A 19,346-nucleotide genomic window follows, 5' to 3' on the forward strand; every position below is an offset into this window, starting at 1 on the left:
CTGTCCCTCCTGCCATGCGACTCGCTTGCCACATTGCATCTAGGGCAGTCCTGCCTTATGGCCTCGCCCATGGTCAAGGCAGTACATATTATCGGCGCGGGATTAGCAGGGTCAGAGGCGGCGTGGCAGTGCGTTTCGCGCGGCGTTCCCGTCATTCTTCATGAAATGCGTCCAAAGCGCATGACAGAAGCTCATCAAGGCGGCGGTTTTGCAGAGCTTGTCTGCTCAAATTCCTTCCGCTCGGATGATAAACACGGCAATGCGGTCGGCGTTTTGCATGAGGAAATGCGGCTTTCAAACAGCCTGATTATGGGCATGGGCGATATGACCAAACTTCCAGCGGGCGGGGCGCTTGCTGTTGACCGAGACAAGTTTTCCGAAGCTGTGACCACAATTTTGCAACAACACCCATTGGTCACTGTGGAATACGGCGAAGTGAAGGGCCTTCCGCCGAAAGAATGGGGCAATACGATTATTGCAACAGGCCCCCTCACCGCCCCTGCGCTGGCGCAGGACATTCTGAAAACGACGGGCGAAGACAGCCTCGCCTTCTTCGATGCGATTGCACCGATTGTTTACAAGGACAGTATTGATTTTGACATTGCGTGGATGCAATCGCGCTACGACAAAAAGGGTCCCGGCGGAGACGGGGCGGATTATATCAACTGCCCTCTCGATAAAGATCAATATGAAACTTTTATCGACGCGCTTATCAACTCCGATCAAACGGAGTTCAAGGACTTTGAAAAAGACACGCCTTATTTCGAGAGCTGCCTGCCGATTGAAGTCATGGCCTCACGCGGCGCGGAAACCTTACGCTGGGGACCGATGAAACCTGTCGGCCTGACAAATCCCCATAATCCGACGGTAAAAGCCCATGCTATCGTGCAGCTCCGTCAGGATAATGCTCTTGGCACGCTTTATAATATGGTCGGCTTTCAGACGAAGATGAAATACGGCGCGCAAGCCGAAATCTTCAAAACCATACCCGGCTTACAAAAAGCGGTCTTTGCGCGACTAGGCGGCATTCACAGAAATACCTTCATAAACTCGCCTAAGCTATTGAATTCACAGCTCCAACTCAAGGGCCGAGAAGATATTCGCTTCGCCGGACAGATTATGGGCGTGGAAGGCTATATCGAAAGTGCCTCCTTTGGATTGATCGCGGGACGCCTCGCCGCAGCGCAGGCCTTGGGACAATCAATGGATATGCCGCCGCGTACAACCGCACTCGGCGCTCTGATGGAACATGTCACAGGCGGATTTATGGACGGGCCGAAATCCAAGTTTCAACCAATGAACGTCAATTTCGGACTGTTTCCACCGATGGAAGAAGAGATTGTTTATAAGTCGCCGGACGGAAAGCGGTTGCGCGGCAAGGACAAGACTCGTTTCCGTAAAGGACTATTGGCCAATCGAGCGCTTAACGACATTTTGCCATGGGCGAAGGCGTAAGGATTACTCTGATATCGGTCGAAGGACCTTGAATTCCTCATCTGCAAGATTGACCAAAATGGCTTTCCCTTCCGGAGAGACCTTAAATACACCATATCTGGCGTTTTCATAGGTCTCGGCTGTGCCGTTCTCGAAATAGAATCTGGGCGCGCCGAAAGTCAGACTTCGGTTTGTGCGCGTGTAATTGAACCTTGTTTCATTAGACCCCATTGGAGCCTCTGACGCTAAACCTGAAACAGTCGCGACATCATTATCGTCCAATGACATGATAAAGGCTCCTTTCGGAGGGAGTTCGTCTATCTCCATTCCGTCCGGCACGCGCTCCTCGGCATATCGGAGTTGCATATAATCGCCGAGCATGAGCGCCCGTGGATCGACGGGCTGTAGATCCAGATAGACGGTCTGTCCTTCTGTCCGCACCTTATTCAGAGCCATGATTTGACTGCTAAATAGCCAAGCTATGACCGTTGTGGCGGCAAGTATGATAAAGAGGCGTATAATTTTCATGCCAAGGCCTCCTGCGCGTGATGCCGGTTCACAACATACCAAATGGCCAGAAACACCAAACCTACCACCATTAGAATATATGACTTTGTTCCAAGTGAGATCGAAAGTTCGTAATAGAACATGTAGAGGTAGTAAATTTCCAGCAGAATACCGAGAATGGCGAGGGTTCTATTTCCCAGGACATATCCGGTCAAAATCAAGAGGAGCGCGCTCGCCCCGCCAAAGGGAAACAGCCCCATGACAATAAAGAGCGGTATCAAGACGAAAATTGGGGGTCGCCAAGCTTTGAACGCCGAGTTGGTGACATTCAAATAGACTATAGCCGCGGCTGCAATCAGGACACCCGCGAAAGAATAAGCATAGCGCGTCCATTCCAAACTTTCTATCGGGCTTTCAATCCCAAACACACCGCCGAAGCCAAACGACATTGAGGCAAAAACCGGATAGATCAGAAGCGCCGAAGCGGCCGCGGTTAGTAGCCGTTTTTTCAAAACATGAGTCAAGAAAATCATGGCAAGGGCTGTCGCCAAAGCCACCAGAATAATCTCGAAATAAGCCATTTCCAGTTCATAACCGAGATAAAAATAGAGTGTGCCCAGAGCGATAAGTGCAGACAAAAACTCAATTATAACGTCCCTGACAAAGGTGATATTCAACACTACCAAAAGGAGCACTGCCGAGACAGGTACTCCCCAGTTAAAAGAGGAGTTTTCTTCAAGCGATAGCCCTATTCCGCCAACAATCATGGCGGCCCCTACCATGAGGAAGGTATTCAACAGATGCCGAAGATATCCCTGATTTGACTTATTTCTTAAAATAAGGGCGCCGATATAAAGCGGCACACCCGCTATAAGCAAGGCAAGGCCAAAATTATCAAAGTCCAAAACAGACGAGAAAATCAGTCCGAAAAAAGCCAGCCCAAACCCCGCCGTCACCATTCCGGCTAAGGCCAAAAACGTCTCAATATACCAGGGATTTTCCTTTGATTCGATATCCTGCTGTAGAGATGATAATTCTGTCTCCGAAATTGACAATATTTCGGAGGCGCGCGGAAGCGACACTTCACGCGGGGCCTCACCCTCATCGATAGGCGCGCTTACCACATCATGAGTCAGCCGCATGTAGTGTTTGAATAAAGCGCCGAGCAGAACGGTTAGTCCAGTGAATATCAGGAAAACCAGCAATATGACGCCTGAATGCCAGCCTGAATCCTGAAAAAGTTTTATGACGATTTGAACGACTATAATCGTCATTGCAAAGGTAGTGATTGATAGTTCGGCAAGAGTTGAACGGACTTTGTATAAGTAAAGCCCCACACCGAGCGCGCCGAGAAAAGCCATTAAGCTCAAGCCGTAGGATAAGGCCTTCAATTCTGCCGCTCGCCATGGCCAGAATGTCGACGTAAAGGCTGTCACAAGCAATCCCGCCGTAATGGATATGAGGAAAATACGAAACCAGGCACCCCTCGTCCATGGATATCGAGGCCGAATAAATTGATCTATTCCGATCACGCTAAATATAGCGAGGAGCGCAGAAACCAGAATGAGCATATCTGCGGCCAGAGGATGACCTGCGATATAAAATCCGGTCTCGGCATAGGCGAACATGGCCACGAGCGCGATAACGATCCAAACCGCCCAATGTGCCAGATTACGCGAAACCGCTGCAAAAGGCAGGGTCATTAATGCCCAGAGGACAAAAGGGGTGTGGAGCAAAGCCGGCGTTTGATAGACTTGGCCGAAGACTGCAAACGTCACGCCGACCAGAACGGTTGCAGCGATGCCGAAACTCTTCCCGGCAAGACTGTCCAGGCCAAGGACAATCCAGAGAAAGACGCTTAGACCGATTCCGCCGCCAACAAGGCCGAATTTCAAACTGTCTGATAGGCCGAACCAGTTATGCGCAAAGAAAAAGATAATTCCGGCGAGTATATGCCCAATGGCCAGTGCAAAGAGTGTGCGGAGCGCCCATCTGTCCCACCAGAGCCCGTCTCGAAATATTTCCAGAGCGGAAATATATTTCTTAGACGACAATTTACCCCTATGGGCTAGTGGCCGAAGAATATCTGCATCCACTCTTTCTGACGCCATTTAAAATTCCCGCTCCGATTTATATCAAACTCTGCCCCTCAAAACAGAGATTAGCAAGCGGGTCTGTTTGGCAAATGGCGTAAAGGTAACCGCTTCGGTTTTGGGATCAAATGCCTTGCGCCCCATTTTCTTGAGGTATGGGCCTATGAGCGAAGTATATGCGACGGCCGGAAAGGCTTCTGTTTCCAATTTATGTATCGAGTTTCTGGCAGATTGATAATTCTCGTCCGCGGCTTCGCAGAGCGACTCAAAAGAAAGGGCGCTTAACATGCTTCGATGGTAATAAGGGTAAGCTCTCGCCAACCCCGTGAGGCCCCAAGCCATTCCCGCATCAACAACGCTTTCCTGCGGATCAATTCCAAATAGCTTCACAGCAATTTTCATTAATACCCCGGAGGTATTGGCGCAATATTCCTGAGCTTCGGAGAGGGTCTCAAACGGCCTCGGGTCAATGTCTCTTTCCCGGCCGTCAATAAGCTGGTCGAGCCAGAAACGAGGCACGTCATATTCCAGCAAAAGACGGCGAAGCGGCGTTGTGATTTCGTGTTTGCGAACCGCATCGGTTTCGTAAATTTCGGTAATGGCTTCACGCCACCACTGATATCGGATTTGTCCAATCATGGGCTCGCTTACCAATTCAGGCACTTTTGCAAGTTCAAGATGAAACGCATAGAGCAACATTAAACGCTGCCTTGCCTCTTCTTCGGCAAAATAGGCAGCCCTTACCCGATCCGGATCGGCCTTCTTAACCCGGAATAGAACCTCTTCATGCAACTGAAATGTCATCAAAAATTATTCCAACGATTTGCGTTCTCGCGCGTAATGCTAATCATACCCTTGTAGTCAAAATCCATAAGCCCTACACAAGAGGGTATAGTAATTTCAACACGGAAGAGAGAGCCTTTCTATGATTAAATCAGCAAAAATCGCAGCGGCCACAGCCGCTCTTACAGGATTTGCCTCGCCAGCCTTCGCGGATGGCGGACATATGACCATGTCAGGATTTGAGCAAATCGTTCATTTCCTGTCCAGTCCGGTACATGGAACTCTGACGGTCGTCGCTTTGGCAGGCCTTGGCTATTTTGCCTTTAAAGCCCTTCGAAATCGCGCATAAGGAGATTTTCATGTTACACAATTTAATTTCAAAGTTTGACGACAAAATCGAAGGCGCCTCTGCTCACTGCGATATTCCTTGTGGTATTTATGATGCACGTATCGTGACCTATTATGCGGTTTCCACGCTGCGCCAGATGGATATTCTTTTGGGGCTTAAAGACAAGGGTCTTTCAGACACGGCGTTCGCCATGCAGGCAGCTCGGAACACGGCCAAAAAAGAAGAGATGGCCGAGAACACCAAGCATCAGACCCGCATCATCTGGGGTGATTTCATGAAAGGCGACAAGCTAAAAAAGCATCCAAATGCTCATGAGCTGGCGCACAACATCATGCTCGCCGCCTCTGCCTGTAAGCAGGATTTGCACCGCGAAGACGGCGTAAAATTGGTCGACGCCTGCAATGAATTTGCGGAAGTTTTCTGGGACATGAAAGGCATCAAGACGAAGAAGGTTGTTTGTCCTTACGAGCCTAAAGTCGAGGTTGTCGAACCCGACCTCTAGGCCCGACTTCATGTTCCGCCTGATCCGCGTGGAGGGGGACAGCATGTCCCCTACTCTGGTAAATGGCGATTACATACTTATCAAAAAAGCCCGGTCGCGGATAAAACCGCAGCCGGGTTTAATTTATGTCATAGATCATCTCCGATTAGGCCAAATCATAAAGCGCCTGAGCAGAGTCAATGAAAAAGGCCTTTGGTTTTCCGGAGACAGCCCAGAGTCAACTTCGACAGAAACTCTAGGGCCAACCCGCCCGAATGATATTACCGGGCGCGCAGTTTTAAAAATATCACCCAAAAGCGTTCGTCTGCTTTAGGCGTCTGCCGGCTCTGGATTTCCTGTATTGACGCCGCGCTTGAACTTCAAAATCAGCAACAGGGGTGAGGCAACAAAGATTGACGAGTAGGTTCCGACGAAAACGCCCCAGATCATGGCAAAGGAGAACCCGCGAAGGCCCGCACCGCCGAGAAAATACAGCGCAGACAGAGCCAGAAGCGTGGTCATGGAGGTCAGAATGGTTCGGCTCAGCGTGTCGTTAATAGAGAGGTTGAGAAGTTCAGGCAGAGGCATTTTCTTATATTTACGTAAATTTTCACGGATTCGGTCATAGACGATCACAGTATCATTAAGCGAATAGCCCACAATTGTTAGAATGGCGGCAATAATTGAGAGGTTAAACTCAATCTGCGTCAGGCTGAAAACACCAATAGTCAAAATAACGTCATGGAACAGGGCCAACACAGCGCCGAGTCCGAACTGCCATTCAAAACGGAACCAGATATAAGCGAGCACCATAAAGAGAGCGAGACCAACAGCCAAAGCGCCTTTCGTCCGCAATTCACCCGAAACTTTGGATCCGACGACGCCCTGGTTGTAGACGCTGAATTCCCCGACGCTTTCCGCCAGCCCGGCTTTGACTTCATTAAGCGCGTCTTGCTGCGCCGTCGCCCCGGTTTCCTCGGTTTCAGGCTGTAGAGGTATACCGACTCGCACAAATTCATAATCAACCCCTTCCGTAGAAGGCGGCGCGATATTTTGCACGGTCGCTCCGGTATAGCCGAGATCAACCATCGTATCACGAATGCCGTCGGGATCAGGGGCTTCGCCAAAATCCAGCTCGATCACGGTCCCGCCGGTAAAATCAATACCGTAATTCAGCCCGCGCGTGGCGAAGAGAAAAATGGAGGCAATGATTGCCAACACAGACAGAGCTCCGGCAATCGTTCTAAGGTTGATAAATGGGACTTTGGGTTCCACAGGCAGGAACCGGACAAGAGAAATATCCTTCATGAGTCTGCCCTTCTAAATCGGCAAAGTTTTAGGACGTGAGCGGCGCAACCAAGTGGCGGTCAGCAAACGTGCAAAAATAACAGCGGTAAAGACGCTCATGACAATACCAATTGCGAGCGTCACAGCGAATCCCCGGATTGGCCCAGACCCCACAAAGTAAAGAGTCACAGCGGCGATCAATGTCGTGATGTTAGCATCCAGAATAGGCGCGAGCGATCTGCGATACCCTGTTTCAATCGCATTGACAGGCGGCCTTCCCTGGAAGACCTCTTCCCTTATCCTCTCGAAAATCAACACATTGGCATCCACAGCCATACCGATCGTCAGAATAATACCGGCTATGCCCGGCAGAGTTAGGGTTGCACCAAACAGTGAAAGCGAGGCCGCGATAAGGACAATATTCACTGTCAAAGCCAAATTCGCAATTGTACCAAAACGGGCGCCGTAAGAGAGCCACATAAAGGCTGCCACACCGATAAGACCCAAAATGGACGCAATTTTACCGGCCTGAATGGAGTCATTGCCGAGCTCGGCACTGACCGTCCGTTCTTCCACAATAATCAGTTTTGCAGGCAATGCCCCGGCGTTGAGAAGAAGTGAAAGCTCTCGCGCGCTTTCAATTGTAAAGCTACCTTCGATAAAGCCGGATCCGCCGGGAATCGCGCCATTAATGCGGGGGGCCGTTATGATTTCTCCGTCGAGAACAACGGCAAATCTCTGACCAACATTCTGAGCTGTAAGATCCCCGAACAGACGGGCGCATTTGATGTTAAAGTTGAAGTTAACAATCGGGTAGTTCCCTTGCGGATGAAGCCCCTCTGATGAGGATTTCAGGCACTCACCCGTAATGCGCGTCCGTTTATCTACGATCAATCCGCTAAAACCATCCTGCATAGGAAAATAAGCCGCGCCTGGAGGAACGCGACCCGCCTCGACAGCCTGTTGGATCATGCGTTCGCTGTCAGATTCTTTTCTGACCATGTGGAATGAAAGGTTGGCCGTTTTGTTAATACGGTCTTTAATTTCGTCAATATCCTTAGCGCCCGGAATTTGAAGGAGAATGCGATCATCCCCTTCTCTGGCCAAAGTCATTTCTGTTGTGCCTGTCGGATCAATCCGGCGGCGCAGAACATTGATTGACTGGGCGATCGTACGGGTCTGAATGGCTTCAATATTGGCGTCCGTAATTTCGACGCGAAATCCCTTGTCGCCGATCTGTTCGACAGAGGTCGTCCGGTCTTGATTAAGGGCCGTTTGGTCAATCACTTCGGATTGGGAGCGTAAAACCGTTAAGGCTGCCGGCATATCTGCAGCGTCGCGCAAGCGTCCGACGACAGCATTGTCTTCAACCCGAATAAACTCAGCCCGAATCCGTTCGTCGGAAAAGCCGATACGAATATTTTCCCGTTCATTATCAAGGGCTTGCTCCAAAACGCTCGTCAAATCGACTTCGAGCAGCATATGCGCCCCGCCCTGAAGATCGAGACCAAGATTTATCGTGCGCTGCATCGGGGCAGGAAGGTTCTCCCGCACATTCGAGGGAAGCGCGTTTGGCAAGGCAAATAAGAGGCCCAGCACAACTGCGCCCATTATCATTATGATCTTCCAGCGGGAGAAAAACAGCATTTATCAGGCCCTAAAAAGACGCCGCGACACTGCGCGGCGGGATATAAGCATTATTTCTTGTCGTTTGCAGCGACGGTCCGGTTTCTAACGTCTGCAATCATTGTCCGAACCACTTTTATGTCATTTTCACCAAAGGTCACGGTCAATTCATCTTCATCGACTCGTTTGACTTTTCCGATAAGACCGCCATTCGTGACGACCGTATCGCCTCGGACGATCTCGGATAAAAGCTGCTTATGTGCTTTCACCCGTTGGTTTTGCGGGCGAATAATCAAAAAGTAAAAAATCAAACCGATTAGGATAAACGGTAAAATGGACCCAACGGCTCCACCTAAGGCCCCACCCGATGGTGCGGATTGCATAATCAATGCGAACATATTGAGTCCCCAAATTAAAATTGAACGCTCAAAAAAGCGTCGTTCATCTGCGCCTATATAGGGATATCAATATTGATTGCAACGCAGAGCGGCGGCAAAACTGTAATGCCTGATGGTTATTCACATATTGAAGAAGCTTTTAGCGATCCAGGCAGTGACCCTCCGGCACTTTCAGCTTTTGCCCAGGCTTGAGCACATTGGGATTGGAAAGACCGTTAGCATCAACCAGTGCGCCAACTTTCACACAGCTACGTTTTGATATGCTGTAAAGCGTGTCCTTTGGTAAAACGGCATATATTGTGTCCGTTTCGGCATGAACAGGTAAAACTACCCGTTTCACTTTCGGGTCTTTTGTCTCAACCCGGTTCTCCGCAACAATAGTTTCTGAAGCTGTACTTGCTTGCGTCAGAGTCCCGGAATTTTTCGGTATAGTAAGGGATTGCCCGATCTCAATCTTGTTATCAGAGATATTATTCGCCTCCTGAAGGGCCTCAACTTTCACATTGTAACGTTTGGATAGATTATAAAGTGTGTCGCCCTGTTTTACTTTATGAGAAAGAGCTTCATTGGCACTCGCCGAGACTTTCTGGGCGGGTGTGGCTTGCGGCGCGGATTGGGCCGGCGTTGCGCCGCCTCCTACGCCTTGATATTTTCTGACGCGGTAGGCTTCTTCTATCACGCGTTCAATCTGAGCATCGGATGCCGGTGCTCCGGCTTTGACAGATTCCGCTTCGGACGTTGCAACCGCGCCGCCATAGATGCGAGGTTTAAATCGATCATCTTGAGCTACATTATCCTGCGCCGATGAGGCTGTCGCCGTTAAAAGTATAGACGCGGATGTCGCGAAAAGTAAAAATTTACGCATGAGCTTGCCCTCTGAAAAGCATATTTAATCAGCGCCTTATGAAGAAACAGGGTTAAGAAAGCGTTTTCAATCCTTAAATCATTTATAATTTAAGCCTGCAAACCTGTTAAGACTGCCCCTCCTCCTCTTCCAGTTTTTTCTCAAGAAGTCTGACCGAGAGAATGGAGATTTCGTATAATGTATATATTGCCAGACCGAGCACAATCTGAGTGATCGGGTCGGGCGGCGTCACAAAGGCGGCGAAGACGGCAATACCGAAGAGAGCATATTTACGGGCTGATTTAAGCTGTTTTGAATTGACGATCCCAACCCGGCCTAAAAGAGACAGAATAACGGGAAGCTGAAAAGATAAGCCAAACGCCAAAAACAAGGTCATGGCCAGACTCAAATAATCACTGATCTTTGTCATCAGATCAATGCGTTGCCCTTCTCCTATGGCTTGCTGGTTTAAAGCGAATTCCATCACGTAAGGAAAAACAAAATAGAATACGAGGGACGCCCCCAGAACAAAAAGCAGAGGAGATAGAATTAGATAAGGTAAGAACGCGCCGCGCTCATTTCGGTAAAGGCCTGGGGCGATAAAACGGTAAATTTGATAGGCAAAGACAGGAAAGGCGAGAATAATTCCGCCAAAAAGGGCGATCTTAAGCTTCACGAAAAATGTTTCGAGTGGATGGGTCGCAATCAAGCCAAGATCAATTTCAGGAAAGCCCGCCTTGAATTGAGCGGCGTTATATTTGAGCATTGCTTGCTCAAACGGCCACATCAGACCTTGTATGATTTGCCTTAAAAACGGAATACAGACGACACAGCCAATAATCAGAGCCAGCACGCATCGAATGAGTCGAGAGCGAAGCTCTAACAAATGATCCATAAGCGGCGCCCGGCTTGCGTCCACTTCATCATCTGTTTCAATTGCCTTCGTGCCGCTCACTCGGAAGACTCCGGCCGTGTCTCGGGACGGGACTCTTCAGATTCGGGCTTAACTTGCAACTCAGGATTTGTTTGGGATTTGGGATTTGATTTCGACTTTGGGTCTGCGGAGCTTCGCAAATCCCGGTCAAGCGCCCTCATCTCTTCTTCCAAATCACCGGTCAGGGATTTTACAGACCCCATTTTCTTAAGGTCTTCCAGTTCTTTCCGCATCTCGGCGATTTCATCTTCGGCGCCCATTTCATCGAAAGCGTCTTTAAACTCTTGCCCCAACCCTCTGATCTTCGCCATGATATTCCCAAAACTCCGCATTAGTTTTGGCAAGTCTTTTGGTCCGACCACGATAATGGCCAGGAGCGCCAGCACAATCATTTCTGCGAAACCAAGCTGCGGAAGCATTGGAAAGCCCCTATAGGTTCAGGCTATCATGCCCGGTAAACGGTTCGGTCGGCGAGATTATTTAGACGTTTTCTCTTTCTTCGGAGTTACGTTTATGGCGTCCTCCGAAGCGTCTTTTTCTTCCTCTGAACTGTCTTTCAGCCCTTTTTTAAAGCTGGTAATACCCTTGCCCATATCTCCCATGATCGAGCTAATCTTGCCGCGCCCGCCAAAGACAAGCACTGCAATTACAAGAATTATCAAAATCTGCCAGGGACCGAGAGCCATACCATATCCTTTATTTGAGACTTAGCTTAACGCTCTACGAGGTTTGGCGCAACAAAGGGAATCTGTAATTCAAACAAAAAAGCGTTAGACGAATTGGTCTAATCGTCGTCCTCTTCGAGGAAATCCTCGAAGAAATTAGGGTCTTCGGTTTCCATTTCAAGTGGGTCTTCGTCTGTATTAATATCATCCATCATTTTTGGCTCCGGCATCTCAAAATCTTTTGGAAGACGAGGATCAAGAAGTCCGGCAGATCTAAGGTCATCCCGTCCGGGCAAATCCGTTATTGTTTCAAGATTAAAGTGGGCCAGAAACTCGTCAGTCGTGCCATAGGTGACTGGGCGCCCCGGCGTACGGCGCCGTCCGCGTAATCTGACCCAGCTGAGCTCCATCAGAACGTCAAGTGTGCCCTTGCTGACGGCCACGCCTCTGACGTCTTCTATTTCGGCGCGTGTTACGGGCTGATGATAGGCAATAATCGCCAGCGTTTCGAGAGCGGCGTTAGAGAGTTTCCGAGGCGCTTCTTTTACGTCTGTCAAATGATGTTCTAGATCGGGCGCAGTTTGAAACCGCCATTTATCGGCCACCCGGACCAAATGAACGCCGCGGCCAGCATAATCTCGTGTCAGACGGGCGAGCAGAGCGCCGACATCGGCGTCATCCGGCATTCGATCTCTAAGGGTTTGCGTATCAATGGGCTCTACTGCTGCAAACAAAAGCGCTTCAAGCAATCGGAGATTCGCCTCAATCGTTTCAACATTATGGGGTGTCTTCAAACGGTCGCTTATTTGGACAATGCCGCTTTCAATGCCGTACTTGGCATTTTCCACTCTATCGGATGAATTTGACATCAGGACCGCTCTCCCTGTCTGGAACGAACAAAAATAGGCTTAAAAACCCCGGATTGACGAAGTTCGATATCGCCCTCTTTTGCAAGCTCCAGGCTGGCAAGAAGAGAGCTGGCTTTGATGGAAGCCGTTGGCACCTCTACATCAAGTTCCGTAACTTGAGGTAAAAGCCCGTCCAAAGCGGTCCACTCCTCCAGAGACGTTCCGGAATTTTGCAAGGCACGACGCAATCTTTCTCTGGCGGCTTCCAGACTCAAAACTTTTGGCTTTGGTAAGGTATGATTCTTAAAGGCAGATCGCGAACGGGACGTCCCGTAGGCTTGCAGGAGATCAAAGATTTCGGCCTCATAAAGTGGAGAGGTTCGGGACCGAAGGCCCTCAGGCATACCTCGTTTATGAACGCTCTGACCCATTTGCGGCAGTCGGAACAACCCTTCGGCAGCCGCCCGCATCGCTGCAAGCCGCTCCAGACGGAACGCGAAATGCGCTGCCATTTCCTCGGCTTCCATGGTGACTTCGCCCTGATCGTCCTTGGGCAGGATAAGTTTGGATTTCAGATAAGCCAGCCACGCCGCCATCACCAGATAATCAGCCGCCAGTTCAATCCGAAGGTGTTGAGCCGACTTGATAAAGGCTATATATTGTTCTGCAAGTTCCAGGATCGACAGACGGGCGAGATCGACTTTTTGCTTTCGGGCGAGCTCCAATAAAAGGTGCAAGGGACCTTCGTAACCATCAATGTCGAGGATGAGGCCCTCCCCTTCGTCAGACGCATCCGTCGCGGCTTCGAAGTCCAGGTCTTCCTGAAAGTCTTCGGCTGTCATGATAATTGGCCCATTAGCTCAGCGAATTCGGCTTCAGCAGACTTTCTGTCAAATTTCACGAGGGAGTTCGTGCAATTTTCTGCAACTTTCGCGCGGCGGTAGCTGACGCCTTCAAGCGCCGCGGCGCCTTTTACCACTTGAACCATGTCTTTCATTTTGCCGGAGCATTGAAGCGCAATGTCGCATCCGGCGGCCAGAGCCCGCTCCGTTTTACGTGTTAGAGAGCCATTGAGAGCCTTCATATCGAGATCGTCACTCATCACCAGCCCGTCAAAACCGATAGCGTCACGAATAAGGTCTTTCATAGCCTTTTTTGAAACAGTGACAGCTTTTTTGGAGTGATCCAGATAAACCGCGTGAGCGGTCATAGCCATGGGCGCCTCTCTAAACGCCTGAAAAGGAACAAAATCACTAGCCTTAAGGGTATATAGATCAGTCGAAATTTTCGGCAGAGCCTTGTGGCTATCTACTTCTGCACGGCCATGACCGGGTATATGCTTAATGACCGGCGCCACCCCTCCCATCATGAGCCCAGCCATGCAGCTATGGGCCATATCTATGATAGGGTCTATTCGAGTTGAAAAAGCCCGATCCGATATAATCGGGTCCGCTCCGGGCTGCGGCAAATCCAATACAGGGGCGCAATCCGCCGTAATACCCAATTGACGCAGATCGTCTGCAATCAGGCGGTAAGCCAGAAAAGCGGAGCGTCGCCCTTTTACCGGTTCAATGTCGTAAAGGTTTCCGAATTTTGAAGCCGGCGGATATGCTGGCCAGTGGGGCGGACGCAAGCGCTGCACCCGGCCGCCCTCTTGATCTATAAATATAAGACAGTCCCGACCGACGCTTTCACGCAACTGGGCACAAAGCTTTTGAACCTGTTTTGGCGTTTCAATGTTTCGGGAAAACAGAATAAAGCCCCACGGGTCGGCATCCCGGAAAAACACACGCTCGCTTTCCGTCAGAGACGGACCGGATAGACCGAGAATGACGGAAAGAGGGTTCATTTTATTTGGTTGTCACGAAACAGGCTTGTCCAGATCCTTTGAAGGAATTGCAAAGTGAATTTGCGGCAGATTTATCTGCCAATCCAGCAACCCGTGTGCGGTAGTAAATCCCCTTCTCGTCCAGATTGACGCGTTTGATATCAACATAGACGCCGCCCGGAAGAAGTGATGCGAAGCGCTGCTCTAATTCATTCCAGACCTTTTGGGCGTCTGCTTCTGAACGGACAGAGGCTACCTGAACAACAAACTCGCTTCCGCCGGTTCGAGGCTGAGGGGAGACAGGGGCCGGTTCAGGCTCAACTTCTATTTGAGGCTGAGATTCGGTTTCGTTCGAATTTGCCTCCGAAGTATTGGACGGTGGGTCCAGCTGTATATTCGCCCCACTTGGCGGGATATCCGCGGGTTGGTTTTTTGGAAGCGTGATCGGCACTTCCGGTGACTGCGTGTCCGTGACCGTTTCTTCAGGAGGCTGACCATTCATGACGTCAAAAACCCCGCGATCCTGATCCGGAGCCTGAAGCCCCTCCTGATCCTCTGGCGTCACTTTAAAAGGCGTGTTTTCTGCTGTTATCAGGGGCGGCGCGTCGCGGTCCCGTGTTCCGGGCTGATAAAATTTGAGAAGCAAAAAAGCGATTGCCAGTAGGACAACGGTACCGATTATAAGCTTTATCAATCCCTGACGTCCGGAACTGTCCCGTACGTCAAAAGGCGTAAGGGTTTCATCCTCTGTCATCATGTCAGGGGAAAACTGATCTTTGTTCGATGTCATTTTGTTCCCTTCCCCGTTCCTGAACGGCTCTGTCCGAATCATACGCAAGCCCGTTGGAGTTTGGGCCAGCCGGATGGAGTTTTAAAGCCGTGACTGTATAAAACCTGTCGTTAACCCTTAGTAAAATGGGCTAATCGGGTAAAATTATGACACAATAGTATTTTTGTTCGGCTCTTTTGGCTTTAACGTCACGATTTCTTCGGCGGTTGTAGGATGAACCGCACAGGTTTTATCAAATGTTTCCTTGGTCAAACCGGCTTTCACACAAATTCCCAAAGCCTGTATCATCTCTGCGCTATCATCGCCCAGAATGTGAATTCCGACAACCTTTTCTTCTTCTCCGGATGTAATCAGTTTCATGAAAACTCTTTGAGACTTTTCGGCCAATACGTTTTTCATCGTCCGGAAGTGGGTGCAGTAAACCTTTACATCGTCACCGAATTTTTCGCGGGCTTCAGGTTCAGTCAAGCCGACGACACCAATAGGAGGGCGTGTAAACACTGCGCTGGGAACATCGTTATGATCATAAGCGGTTTTATTCTTTTTAAAGACAGTTTCGATAAATGCCATGCCTTCGCGAATAGCCACAGGCGTCAAATTCACCCGGTCAGTAACATCACCAACAGCATAAATATTGGCTTTGGATGTCTTTGAATATTTATCGACTTTGACCGCGCCGTTCTCTGCGATTTCAACGCCTGCATTTTCGAGACCGAGGCCATTTGTGTTCGGTTTGCGTCCTGTCGCCATGAAAACCAAATCCGTACCGATTTTGGAGCCGTCATCGAAAGTCACGATAAAGCCGCCTCCGGTTTTCTTGATGCCCGTAGGAGAGGCATTGAATTTGATCGTTATACCATTATTTTCCTGAGCAATCCCAACCTCATCCCGAATTTCCGGATCAAAGCCACGCAAAAGGCGCCCGCCACGATAAACCTGAGTTGTTTTGCAGCCAAGCCCGGAAAAGATACCGGCAAATTCACAGGCAATATATCCCCCGCCGATGATCAAAACCCGTTCAGGCAGCTCGTCGAGAGTAAAGGCATCGTCGGAAACAATTGCATGTTCTATTCCAGGCATTTCCGGGGCCCAAGGCCGCCCCCCTGTGGCGATCAAGATCGTCTTGGCCGTCTTTGTCTTACCGCTCTTAACGAGTTTGACTGTGTGCTCATCCACAAATTCGGCGCGTTCGCGGAAGACCTCAGCACCGTTTTTTTCCAATAAGGTTGAATAAATACCTGAAAGACGGGAAACCTCTTTTTGAATGGAATCCCGTAAGGCCGGCCAATCAAAACTGACATCACCGATATTCCAACCATATTTTTTCGCGTCCTTGATGGCGCCTCCAAAGTCAGCCCCATACACCAGATATTTTTTAGGAACGCAGCCGCGAACGACACAGGTCCCGCCAGGAAGACTTTCTTCGGCCACCCCCACTTTTTTGCCAAGCTGGGCCGCTAAACGTCCGGCCCGGACTCCGCCGGACCCCGCGCCAATAACAAATAGGTCAAAATCGTAATCACTCATAATATTTCTCTCGGAAATCGTTCTGTTCTATCATGTATATGTAGGAAGCGATTGGCCTAGTTCTTGGCCAATTCCATAACTTTCGCGTGATCGACCTCTCCTATTATGATCGTATCCGCCAGATCAATAAAAAGGCCGTGCTCCATCACGCCGGGAATGGAGGAGAGCGCTTTGGCTGTCTCGAAAGGCGACGCAATATGTTCACATTTACTATCCAGTATCCAATGTCCCCCATCTGTGACCAGTGGACCACTTCCGTCTTTGGCCTGGCGGAGAACTGTTTGGGCTTCCCGGCATCCCGTGTCTTTCAAGGCTTCATAAATTTTATCCGCAGTTAGAGTCAGCCCAAAGGGGTCTACCTCTATCGGGAGAGGGAAGGCTCCGAGGTTTTCCACCATTTTGCTCGCATCGATGATCACAACCATCTTAGCGGATGCATGGGCAATAATTTTTTCACGCAAAAGGCAAGCTCCGCCGCCTTTGATGAGTGAAAAGGCCGGGTCTACCTCATCTGCGCCGTCAATCGTCAAATCAATTGAGCGTATTTTGTCCGCTGCGATGAGAGGGACACCGGCTTCTTTGGCGCATTCTGCGGTTCGGTCAGATGTTGGGATGCCTTGAACCCGTAATCCTCCGGCCACTTTTTCACCAAGCTGCTCGATAAAAATCTCAGCTGTTGATCCTGAGCCCAGCCCCAGAACCATACCATCTTTCACAAATTCAAGCGCCGCCAAGGCGGCATTTTCTTTCGCCACATTCATGCGGATTATCCTTTTGACTCTTTTCGTTTTGCTTTCGCGGCGCGGTAACGCTCTGCCCATTCGGGCTTATGCACCTGCTCAGCCCGGGCAATGGCTAAAGCGTTATCCGGAACGTCTTTGGTAATCACGCCCCCGGATCCCAGATACGCCCCCTTACCAATTGTGAGAGGCGCCACCAGAGATGAATGCGTACCAATAAAAGCCCCGTCCTTCACATGGGTTTTATGCTTGTCAAAACCATCATAGTTACAAGTGATCGTGCCGGCGCCAATGTTAACCCCTGCCCCAATCTCTGCGTCCCCTATGTAGGAGAGGTGATTGATTTTGCTGCCTGTTCCGATTGTTGCCTTTTTGGTCTCAACGAAATTGCCAACCTTGGTGTCACTATGGAGAACTGTACCGGGACGAAGACGGGCAAATGGCCCGATTTGAGCTCCCTCCCCAATTTCGGCGCCCTCAATGTGACTGAAGCTATGGATTACGGCGCCGGATCGAACCGTTACGCCGGGGCCGAATACGACATTGGCGTCGACTGTGACATCTTTTTCCAAAACGGTGTCATATGAGAAAAAGACGGTTTCGGGATGTTTCAAACTCACACCGCTTTGCATGGCATTCTCACGCATGACCTTTTGGAATGACGCTTCGGCATTGGCCAAATCCGTGCGATCATTGACGCCTAGCACTTCATTTTCATCTGCCGTTATAACTTCGGACCGTTTGCCAGAGGACTTCAATATTTCAACAATATCAGTGAGGTAGTACTCATTCTTCGCGTTATTATTCCCAACTTTTGAGATTGCCTCAAAAATGGATTTGCAGTCTCCGGCCATGACGCCGCTATTGCAAATATCAATTTTCAGCTGCTCTTCCGAGCTGTCTTTCGCTTCGACAATTGCCTGGAGAGATCCATCCCCCTCAACGATCAGTCGGCCATAGGAACCCGGATCTGCGGCCTTGAAGCCCATGACAACAAGGTCAGCGCTGTCCTCCAACCGGTCAAATACTTTTGATAATGTTTCTGGTCGGATAAGGGGCGTATCGGCGTAAAGCACGACAACCTGCCCCTCAAAGTCTTCTAAAGCTTTACGAGCTGCGTCAACGGCGTGGGCCGTTCCTAGCTGAGGCTCCTGTACCGCGATATCAAACCCCAGTTTTTCAGCCGCGGCTCTGACGTCTTCATTTCCTTCACCGACAACACAAATTGTCTTGTTAACACCGGCTGTCGTAGCCAGAGCGCCGACCCATTCCAACAGCGGGCGACGGCCAACCGGATGCAGAACCTTTGACATGTTTGACTGCATGCGTGTGCTTTTTCCGGCGGCGAGAATAATGGCGGCACGATTTTGCATAAAATCCTGGGTGTTTGACAATTACAGGGTTTCTACTATCGCATTGGGCTTAGCGAAAGTTCGGGGACACTGCACCCGATAATTTTAGTTTAACTGAGGTCTTTCTCTCATGACGGTCATGATATCAAAGAATTCGGCTTCCGGGACAGTCGCCCTGCCCTATAACAATTTCATTCTTTGTCTCGATCTGGACGGTACGTTGGTCGATACAGCGCCTGACTTGATTCGAGTTACAAACGAGACCATCGCCCTTGAAGGACTTCCACAGACACACTTTAAAACCGCTCGACGGGAAGTCGGCTATGGTTCGAAAAAATTGATTGCCAGCGCGATGAAGCGGGGAAATCATACCGTCTCGGAGGATCGTTTGACAGAATTGCAACAATGGTTCCTTTCCCGATATGCCGAGACGCTCACCGAACATAGCCGCCCCTTTCCCGGCGTGGTCGAAACGCTGAGGCATTTAAAACGCGGGGGCGCAACTCTCTCAATCTGCACGAATAAGCCGGGCTATCTCGCGCGCCCCCTATTGGAAAAACTCAATTTAACCAAATACTTCAAAATCATTGTTGGCGGTGATGAAGCACCCAAGGCCAAACCTGACGCCCGGCATTTACTGCAAGCAGCCGGCCCGAACCGAAAAGGAAAACGCATTGTCATGATCGGAGACAGCTTTCCGGACATTCGTGCAGGACATAATGCCAAAGTACCCACAATCCTGATGAGATATGGTTATACGCCTATTAATGCAAACCGCCTTAAACCGACTTATGCGCTCAATAACTTCAGAGATATTCCCACTATTTTGTCAAAACTCTAGCTTAATATCGGCGCATAAA

At 49.9% G+C, this 19,346-nt stretch carries 22 protein-coding genes; 5 read left to right on the forward strand and 17 right to left on the reverse strand.

Going from position 1 to position 19,346, the window contains the following annotated elements:
* Positions 1-69 precede the first annotated feature (69 nt).
* The gene (gene trmFO, locus ACN0IC_RS06950) at positions 70-1,455 is read left to right on the forward strand and encodes a methylenetetrahydrofolate--tRNA-(uracil(54)-C(5))-methyltransferase (FADH(2)-oxidizing) TrmFO (protein ID WP_416878042.1); all 1,386 of its coding nucleotides are present in this window, start codon (positions 70-72) and stop codon (positions 1,453-1,455) included.
* Positions 1,456-1,458: 3 nt separating this feature from the next.
* Here trmFO and ACN0IC_RS06955 read toward each other — a convergent pair whose 3' ends face one another.
* From ACN0IC_RS06955 to ACN0IC_RS06965, 3 genes are read right to left on the reverse strand one after another with little or no spacing between them, the layout of a single operon-like run.
* Positions 1,459-1,962, reverse strand: a complete 504-nt coding sequence (locus tag ACN0IC_RS06955) for a GDYXXLXY domain-containing protein (protein ID WP_416878043.1) — start codon at positions 1,960-1,962, stop codon at positions 1,459-1,461.
* Positions 1,959-4,052, reverse strand: coding sequence for a DUF4401 domain-containing protein (locus ACN0IC_RS06960; RefSeq protein ID WP_416878044.1), 2,094 nt, complete (start codon positions 4,050-4,052; stop codon positions 1,959-1,961). Before ACN0IC_RS06960 ends, ACN0IC_RS06955 begins: the two co-directional genes overlap by 4 nt.
* Positions 4,053-4,076: 24 nt before the next feature.
* The gene (locus tag ACN0IC_RS06965; protein ID WP_416878087.1) at positions 4,077-4,838 is read right to left on the reverse strand and encodes a squalene/phytoene synthase family protein; all 762 of its coding nucleotides are present in this window, start codon (positions 4,836-4,838) and stop codon (positions 4,077-4,079) included.
* Positions 4,839-4,959: 121 nt separating this feature from the next.
* On the opposite strand from ACN0IC_RS06965, the gene ACN0IC_RS06970 reads away from it, so the two are divergent.
* From ACN0IC_RS06970 to ACN0IC_RS06980, 3 genes are read left to right on the forward strand one after another with little or no spacing between them, the layout of a single operon-like run.
* The gene (locus tag ACN0IC_RS06970; protein WP_416878045.1) at positions 4,960-5,166 is read left to right on the forward strand and encodes a hypothetical protein; all 207 of its coding nucleotides are present in this window, start codon (positions 4,960-4,962) and stop codon (positions 5,164-5,166) included.
* Between the two features lie 10 nt (positions 5,167-5,176).
* Positions 5,177-5,668, forward strand: a complete 492-nt coding sequence (sodN, locus tag ACN0IC_RS06975) for a superoxide dismutase, Ni (RefSeq protein WP_416878046.1) — start codon at positions 5,177-5,179, stop codon at positions 5,666-5,668.
* Positions 5,669-5,678: 10 nt separating this feature from the next.
* On the forward strand, positions 5,679-5,981 hold the full coding sequence (locus tag ACN0IC_RS06980; protein WP_416878047.1) for a S24 family peptidase: 303 nt from the start codon (positions 5,679-5,681) through the stop codon (positions 5,979-5,981).
* Here ACN0IC_RS06980 and secF read toward each other — a convergent pair.
* The 14 genes from secF to glmU form a co-directional block, all read right to left on the reverse strand.
* Positions 5,978-6,955 (reverse strand): protein translocase subunit SecF, encoded by a 978-nt coding sequence (gene secF, locus ACN0IC_RS06985; protein WP_416878048.1) that lies wholly within the window; start codon positions 6,953-6,955, stop codon positions 5,978-5,980. The two genes, ACN0IC_RS06980 and secF, sit on opposite strands and share 4 nt — an antisense overlap.
* Positions 6,956-6,967: 12 nt before the next feature.
* A complete protein-coding gene (gene secD / locus ACN0IC_RS06990) occupies positions 6,968-8,581 on the reverse strand; it encodes a protein translocase subunit SecD (RefSeq protein WP_416878049.1) in 1,614 nt (537 codons plus the stop codon).
* Between the two features lie 50 nt (positions 8,582-8,631).
* Positions 8,632-8,958, reverse strand: coding sequence for a preprotein translocase subunit YajC (yajC, locus tag ACN0IC_RS06995; RefSeq protein WP_416878050.1), 327 nt, complete (start codon positions 8,956-8,958; stop codon positions 8,632-8,634).
* 139 nt (positions 8,959-9,097) lie between these two features.
* Complete coding sequence (locus ACN0IC_RS07000) at positions 9,098-9,823, reverse strand: LysM peptidoglycan-binding domain-containing protein (RefSeq protein WP_416878051.1); 726 nt, start codon at positions 9,821-9,823, stop codon at positions 9,098-9,100.
* Between the two features lie 106 nt (positions 9,824-9,929).
* Positions 9,930-10,757, reverse strand: a complete 828-nt coding sequence (tatC, locus tag ACN0IC_RS07005; protein ID WP_416878052.1) for a twin-arginine translocase subunit TatC — start codon at positions 10,755-10,757, stop codon at positions 9,930-9,932.
* Positions 10,754-11,155, reverse strand: a complete 402-nt coding sequence (gene tatB, locus ACN0IC_RS07010) for a Sec-independent protein translocase protein TatB (protein WP_416878053.1) — start codon at positions 11,153-11,155, stop codon at positions 10,754-10,756. Before tatB ends, tatC begins: the two co-directional genes overlap by 4 nt.
* Before the next feature lie 57 nt (positions 11,156-11,212).
* A complete protein-coding gene (gene tatA, locus ACN0IC_RS07015; protein ID WP_416878054.1) occupies positions 11,213-11,422 on the reverse strand; it encodes a twin-arginine translocase TatA/TatE family subunit in 210 nt (69 codons plus the stop codon).
* A 98-nt stretch (positions 11,423-11,520) separates the two neighbouring features.
* Positions 11,521-12,270 (reverse strand): SMC-Scp complex subunit ScpB, encoded by a 750-nt coding sequence (scpB, locus tag ACN0IC_RS07020; RefSeq protein WP_416878055.1) that lies wholly within the window; start codon positions 12,268-12,270, stop codon positions 11,521-11,523.
* The gene (locus tag ACN0IC_RS07025; RefSeq protein WP_416878056.1) at positions 12,270-13,091 is read right to left on the reverse strand and encodes a segregation and condensation protein A; all 822 of its coding nucleotides are present in this window, start codon (positions 13,089-13,091) and stop codon (positions 12,270-12,272) included. Before ACN0IC_RS07025 ends, scpB begins: the two co-directional genes overlap by 1 nt.
* Complete coding sequence (gene nagZ, locus ACN0IC_RS07030) at positions 13,088-14,098, reverse strand: beta-N-acetylhexosaminidase (protein ID WP_416878057.1); 1,011 nt, start codon at positions 14,096-14,098, stop codon at positions 13,088-13,090. Before nagZ ends, ACN0IC_RS07025 begins: the two co-directional genes overlap by 4 nt.
* A 1-nt stretch (position 14,099) precedes the next feature.
* Positions 14,100-14,867: an SPOR domain-containing protein gene (locus ACN0IC_RS07035; RefSeq protein WP_416878058.1), complete on the reverse strand. Its 768-nt coding sequence runs from the start codon at positions 14,865-14,867 to the stop codon at positions 14,100-14,102.
* Between the two features lie 144 nt (positions 14,868-15,011).
* Positions 15,012-16,394, reverse strand: a complete 1,383-nt coding sequence (gene gor, locus ACN0IC_RS07040) for a glutathione-disulfide reductase (protein ID WP_416878059.1) — start codon at positions 16,392-16,394, stop codon at positions 15,012-15,014.
* Positions 16,395-16,450: 56 nt separating this feature from the next.
* Entirely contained in the window at positions 16,451-17,161 is a 711-nt protein-coding gene (rpiA, locus tag ACN0IC_RS07045; RefSeq protein WP_416878088.1) for a ribose-5-phosphate isomerase RpiA, read from the reverse strand.
* Positions 17,161-18,507, reverse strand: a complete 1,347-nt coding sequence (gene glmU / locus ACN0IC_RS07050; protein WP_416878060.1) for a bifunctional UDP-N-acetylglucosamine diphosphorylase/glucosamine-1-phosphate N-acetyltransferase GlmU — start codon at positions 18,505-18,507, stop codon at positions 17,161-17,163. The genes rpiA and glmU overlap by 1 nt, the downstream gene beginning before the upstream one ends.
* A 109-nt stretch (positions 18,508-18,616) precedes the next feature.
* Between glmU and ACN0IC_RS07055 the strand changes: the two genes are divergently transcribed.
* Positions 18,617-19,327, forward strand: a complete 711-nt coding sequence (locus tag ACN0IC_RS07055; RefSeq protein ID WP_416878061.1) for an HAD-IA family hydrolase — start codon at positions 18,617-18,619, stop codon at positions 19,325-19,327.
* The last annotated feature ends 19 nt before the right edge of the window (positions 19,328-19,346 follow it).

Source organism: Litorimonas sp. (assembly GCA_029936425.1).
Taxonomy (GTDB): domain Bacteria; phylum Pseudomonadota; class Alphaproteobacteria; order Caulobacterales; family Maricaulaceae; genus Litorimonas.

Coding starts and splice junctions, on each gene's coding strand:
- trmFO (WP_416878042.1), top strand. CDS start 70: ATGGTCAAGGCAGTACATATTATCGGCGCGGGATTAGCAGGGTCAGAG.
- ACN0IC_RS06955 (WP_416878043.1), bottom strand. CDS start 1,962: ATGAAAATTATACGCCTCTTTATCATACTTGCCGCCACAACGGTCATA.
- ACN0IC_RS06960 (WP_416878044.1), bottom strand. CDS start 4,052: ATGGCGTCAGAAAGAGTGGATGCAGATATTCTTCGGCCACTAGCCCAT.
- ACN0IC_RS06965 (WP_416878087.1), bottom strand. CDS start 4,838: ATGACATTTCAGTTGCATGAAGAGGTTCTATTCCGGGTTAAGAAGGCC.
- ACN0IC_RS06970 (WP_416878045.1), top strand. CDS start 4,960: ATGATTAAATCAGCAAAAATCGCAGCGGCCACAGCCGCTCTTACAGGA.
- sodN (WP_416878046.1), top strand. CDS start 5,177: ATGTTACACAATTTAATTTCAAAGTTTGACGACAAAATCGAAGGCGCC.
- ACN0IC_RS06980 (WP_416878047.1), top strand. CDS start 5,679: ATGTTCCGCCTGATCCGCGTGGAGGGGGACAGCATGTCCCCTACTCTG.
- secF (WP_416878048.1), bottom strand. CDS start 6,955: ATGAAGGATATTTCTCTTGTCCGGTTCCTGCCTGTGGAACCCAAAGTC.
- secD (WP_416878049.1), bottom strand. CDS start 8,581: ATGCTGTTTTTCTCCCGCTGGAAGATCATAATGATAATGGGCGCAGTT.
- yajC (WP_416878050.1), bottom strand. CDS start 8,958: ATGTTCGCATTGATTATGCAATCCGCACCATCGGGTGGGGCCTTAGGT.
- ACN0IC_RS07000 (WP_416878051.1), bottom strand. CDS start 9,823: ATGCGTAAATTTTTACTTTTCGCGACATCCGCGTCTATACTTTTAACG.
- tatB (WP_416878053.1), bottom strand. CDS start 11,155: ATGCTTCCGCAGCTTGGTTTCGCAGAAATGATTGTGCTGGCGCTCCTG.
- tatA (WP_416878054.1), bottom strand. CDS start 11,422: ATGGCTCTCGGTCCCTGGCAGATTTTGATAATTCTTGTAATTGCAGTG.
- scpB (WP_416878055.1), bottom strand. CDS start 12,270: ATGTCAAATTCATCCGATAGAGTGGAAAATGCCAAGTACGGCATTGAA.
- ACN0IC_RS07025 (WP_416878056.1), bottom strand. CDS start 13,091: ATGACAGCCGAAGACTTTCAGGAAGACCTGGACTTCGAAGCCGCGACG.
- nagZ (WP_416878057.1), bottom strand. CDS start 14,098: ATGAACCCTCTTTCCGTCATTCTCGGTCTATCCGGTCCGTCTCTGACG.
- ACN0IC_RS07035 (WP_416878058.1), bottom strand. CDS start 14,867: ATGACATCGAACAAAGATCAGTTTTCCCCTGACATGATGACAGAGGAT.
- gor (WP_416878059.1), bottom strand. CDS start 16,394: ATGAGTGATTACGATTTTGACCTATTTGTTATTGGCGCGGGGTCCGGC.
- glmU (WP_416878060.1), bottom strand. CDS start 18,507: ATGCAAAATCGTGCCGCCATTATTCTCGCCGCCGGAAAAAGCACACGC.
- ACN0IC_RS07055 (WP_416878061.1), top strand. CDS start 18,617: ATGACGGTCATGATATCAAAGAATTCGGCTTCCGGGACAGTCGCCCTG.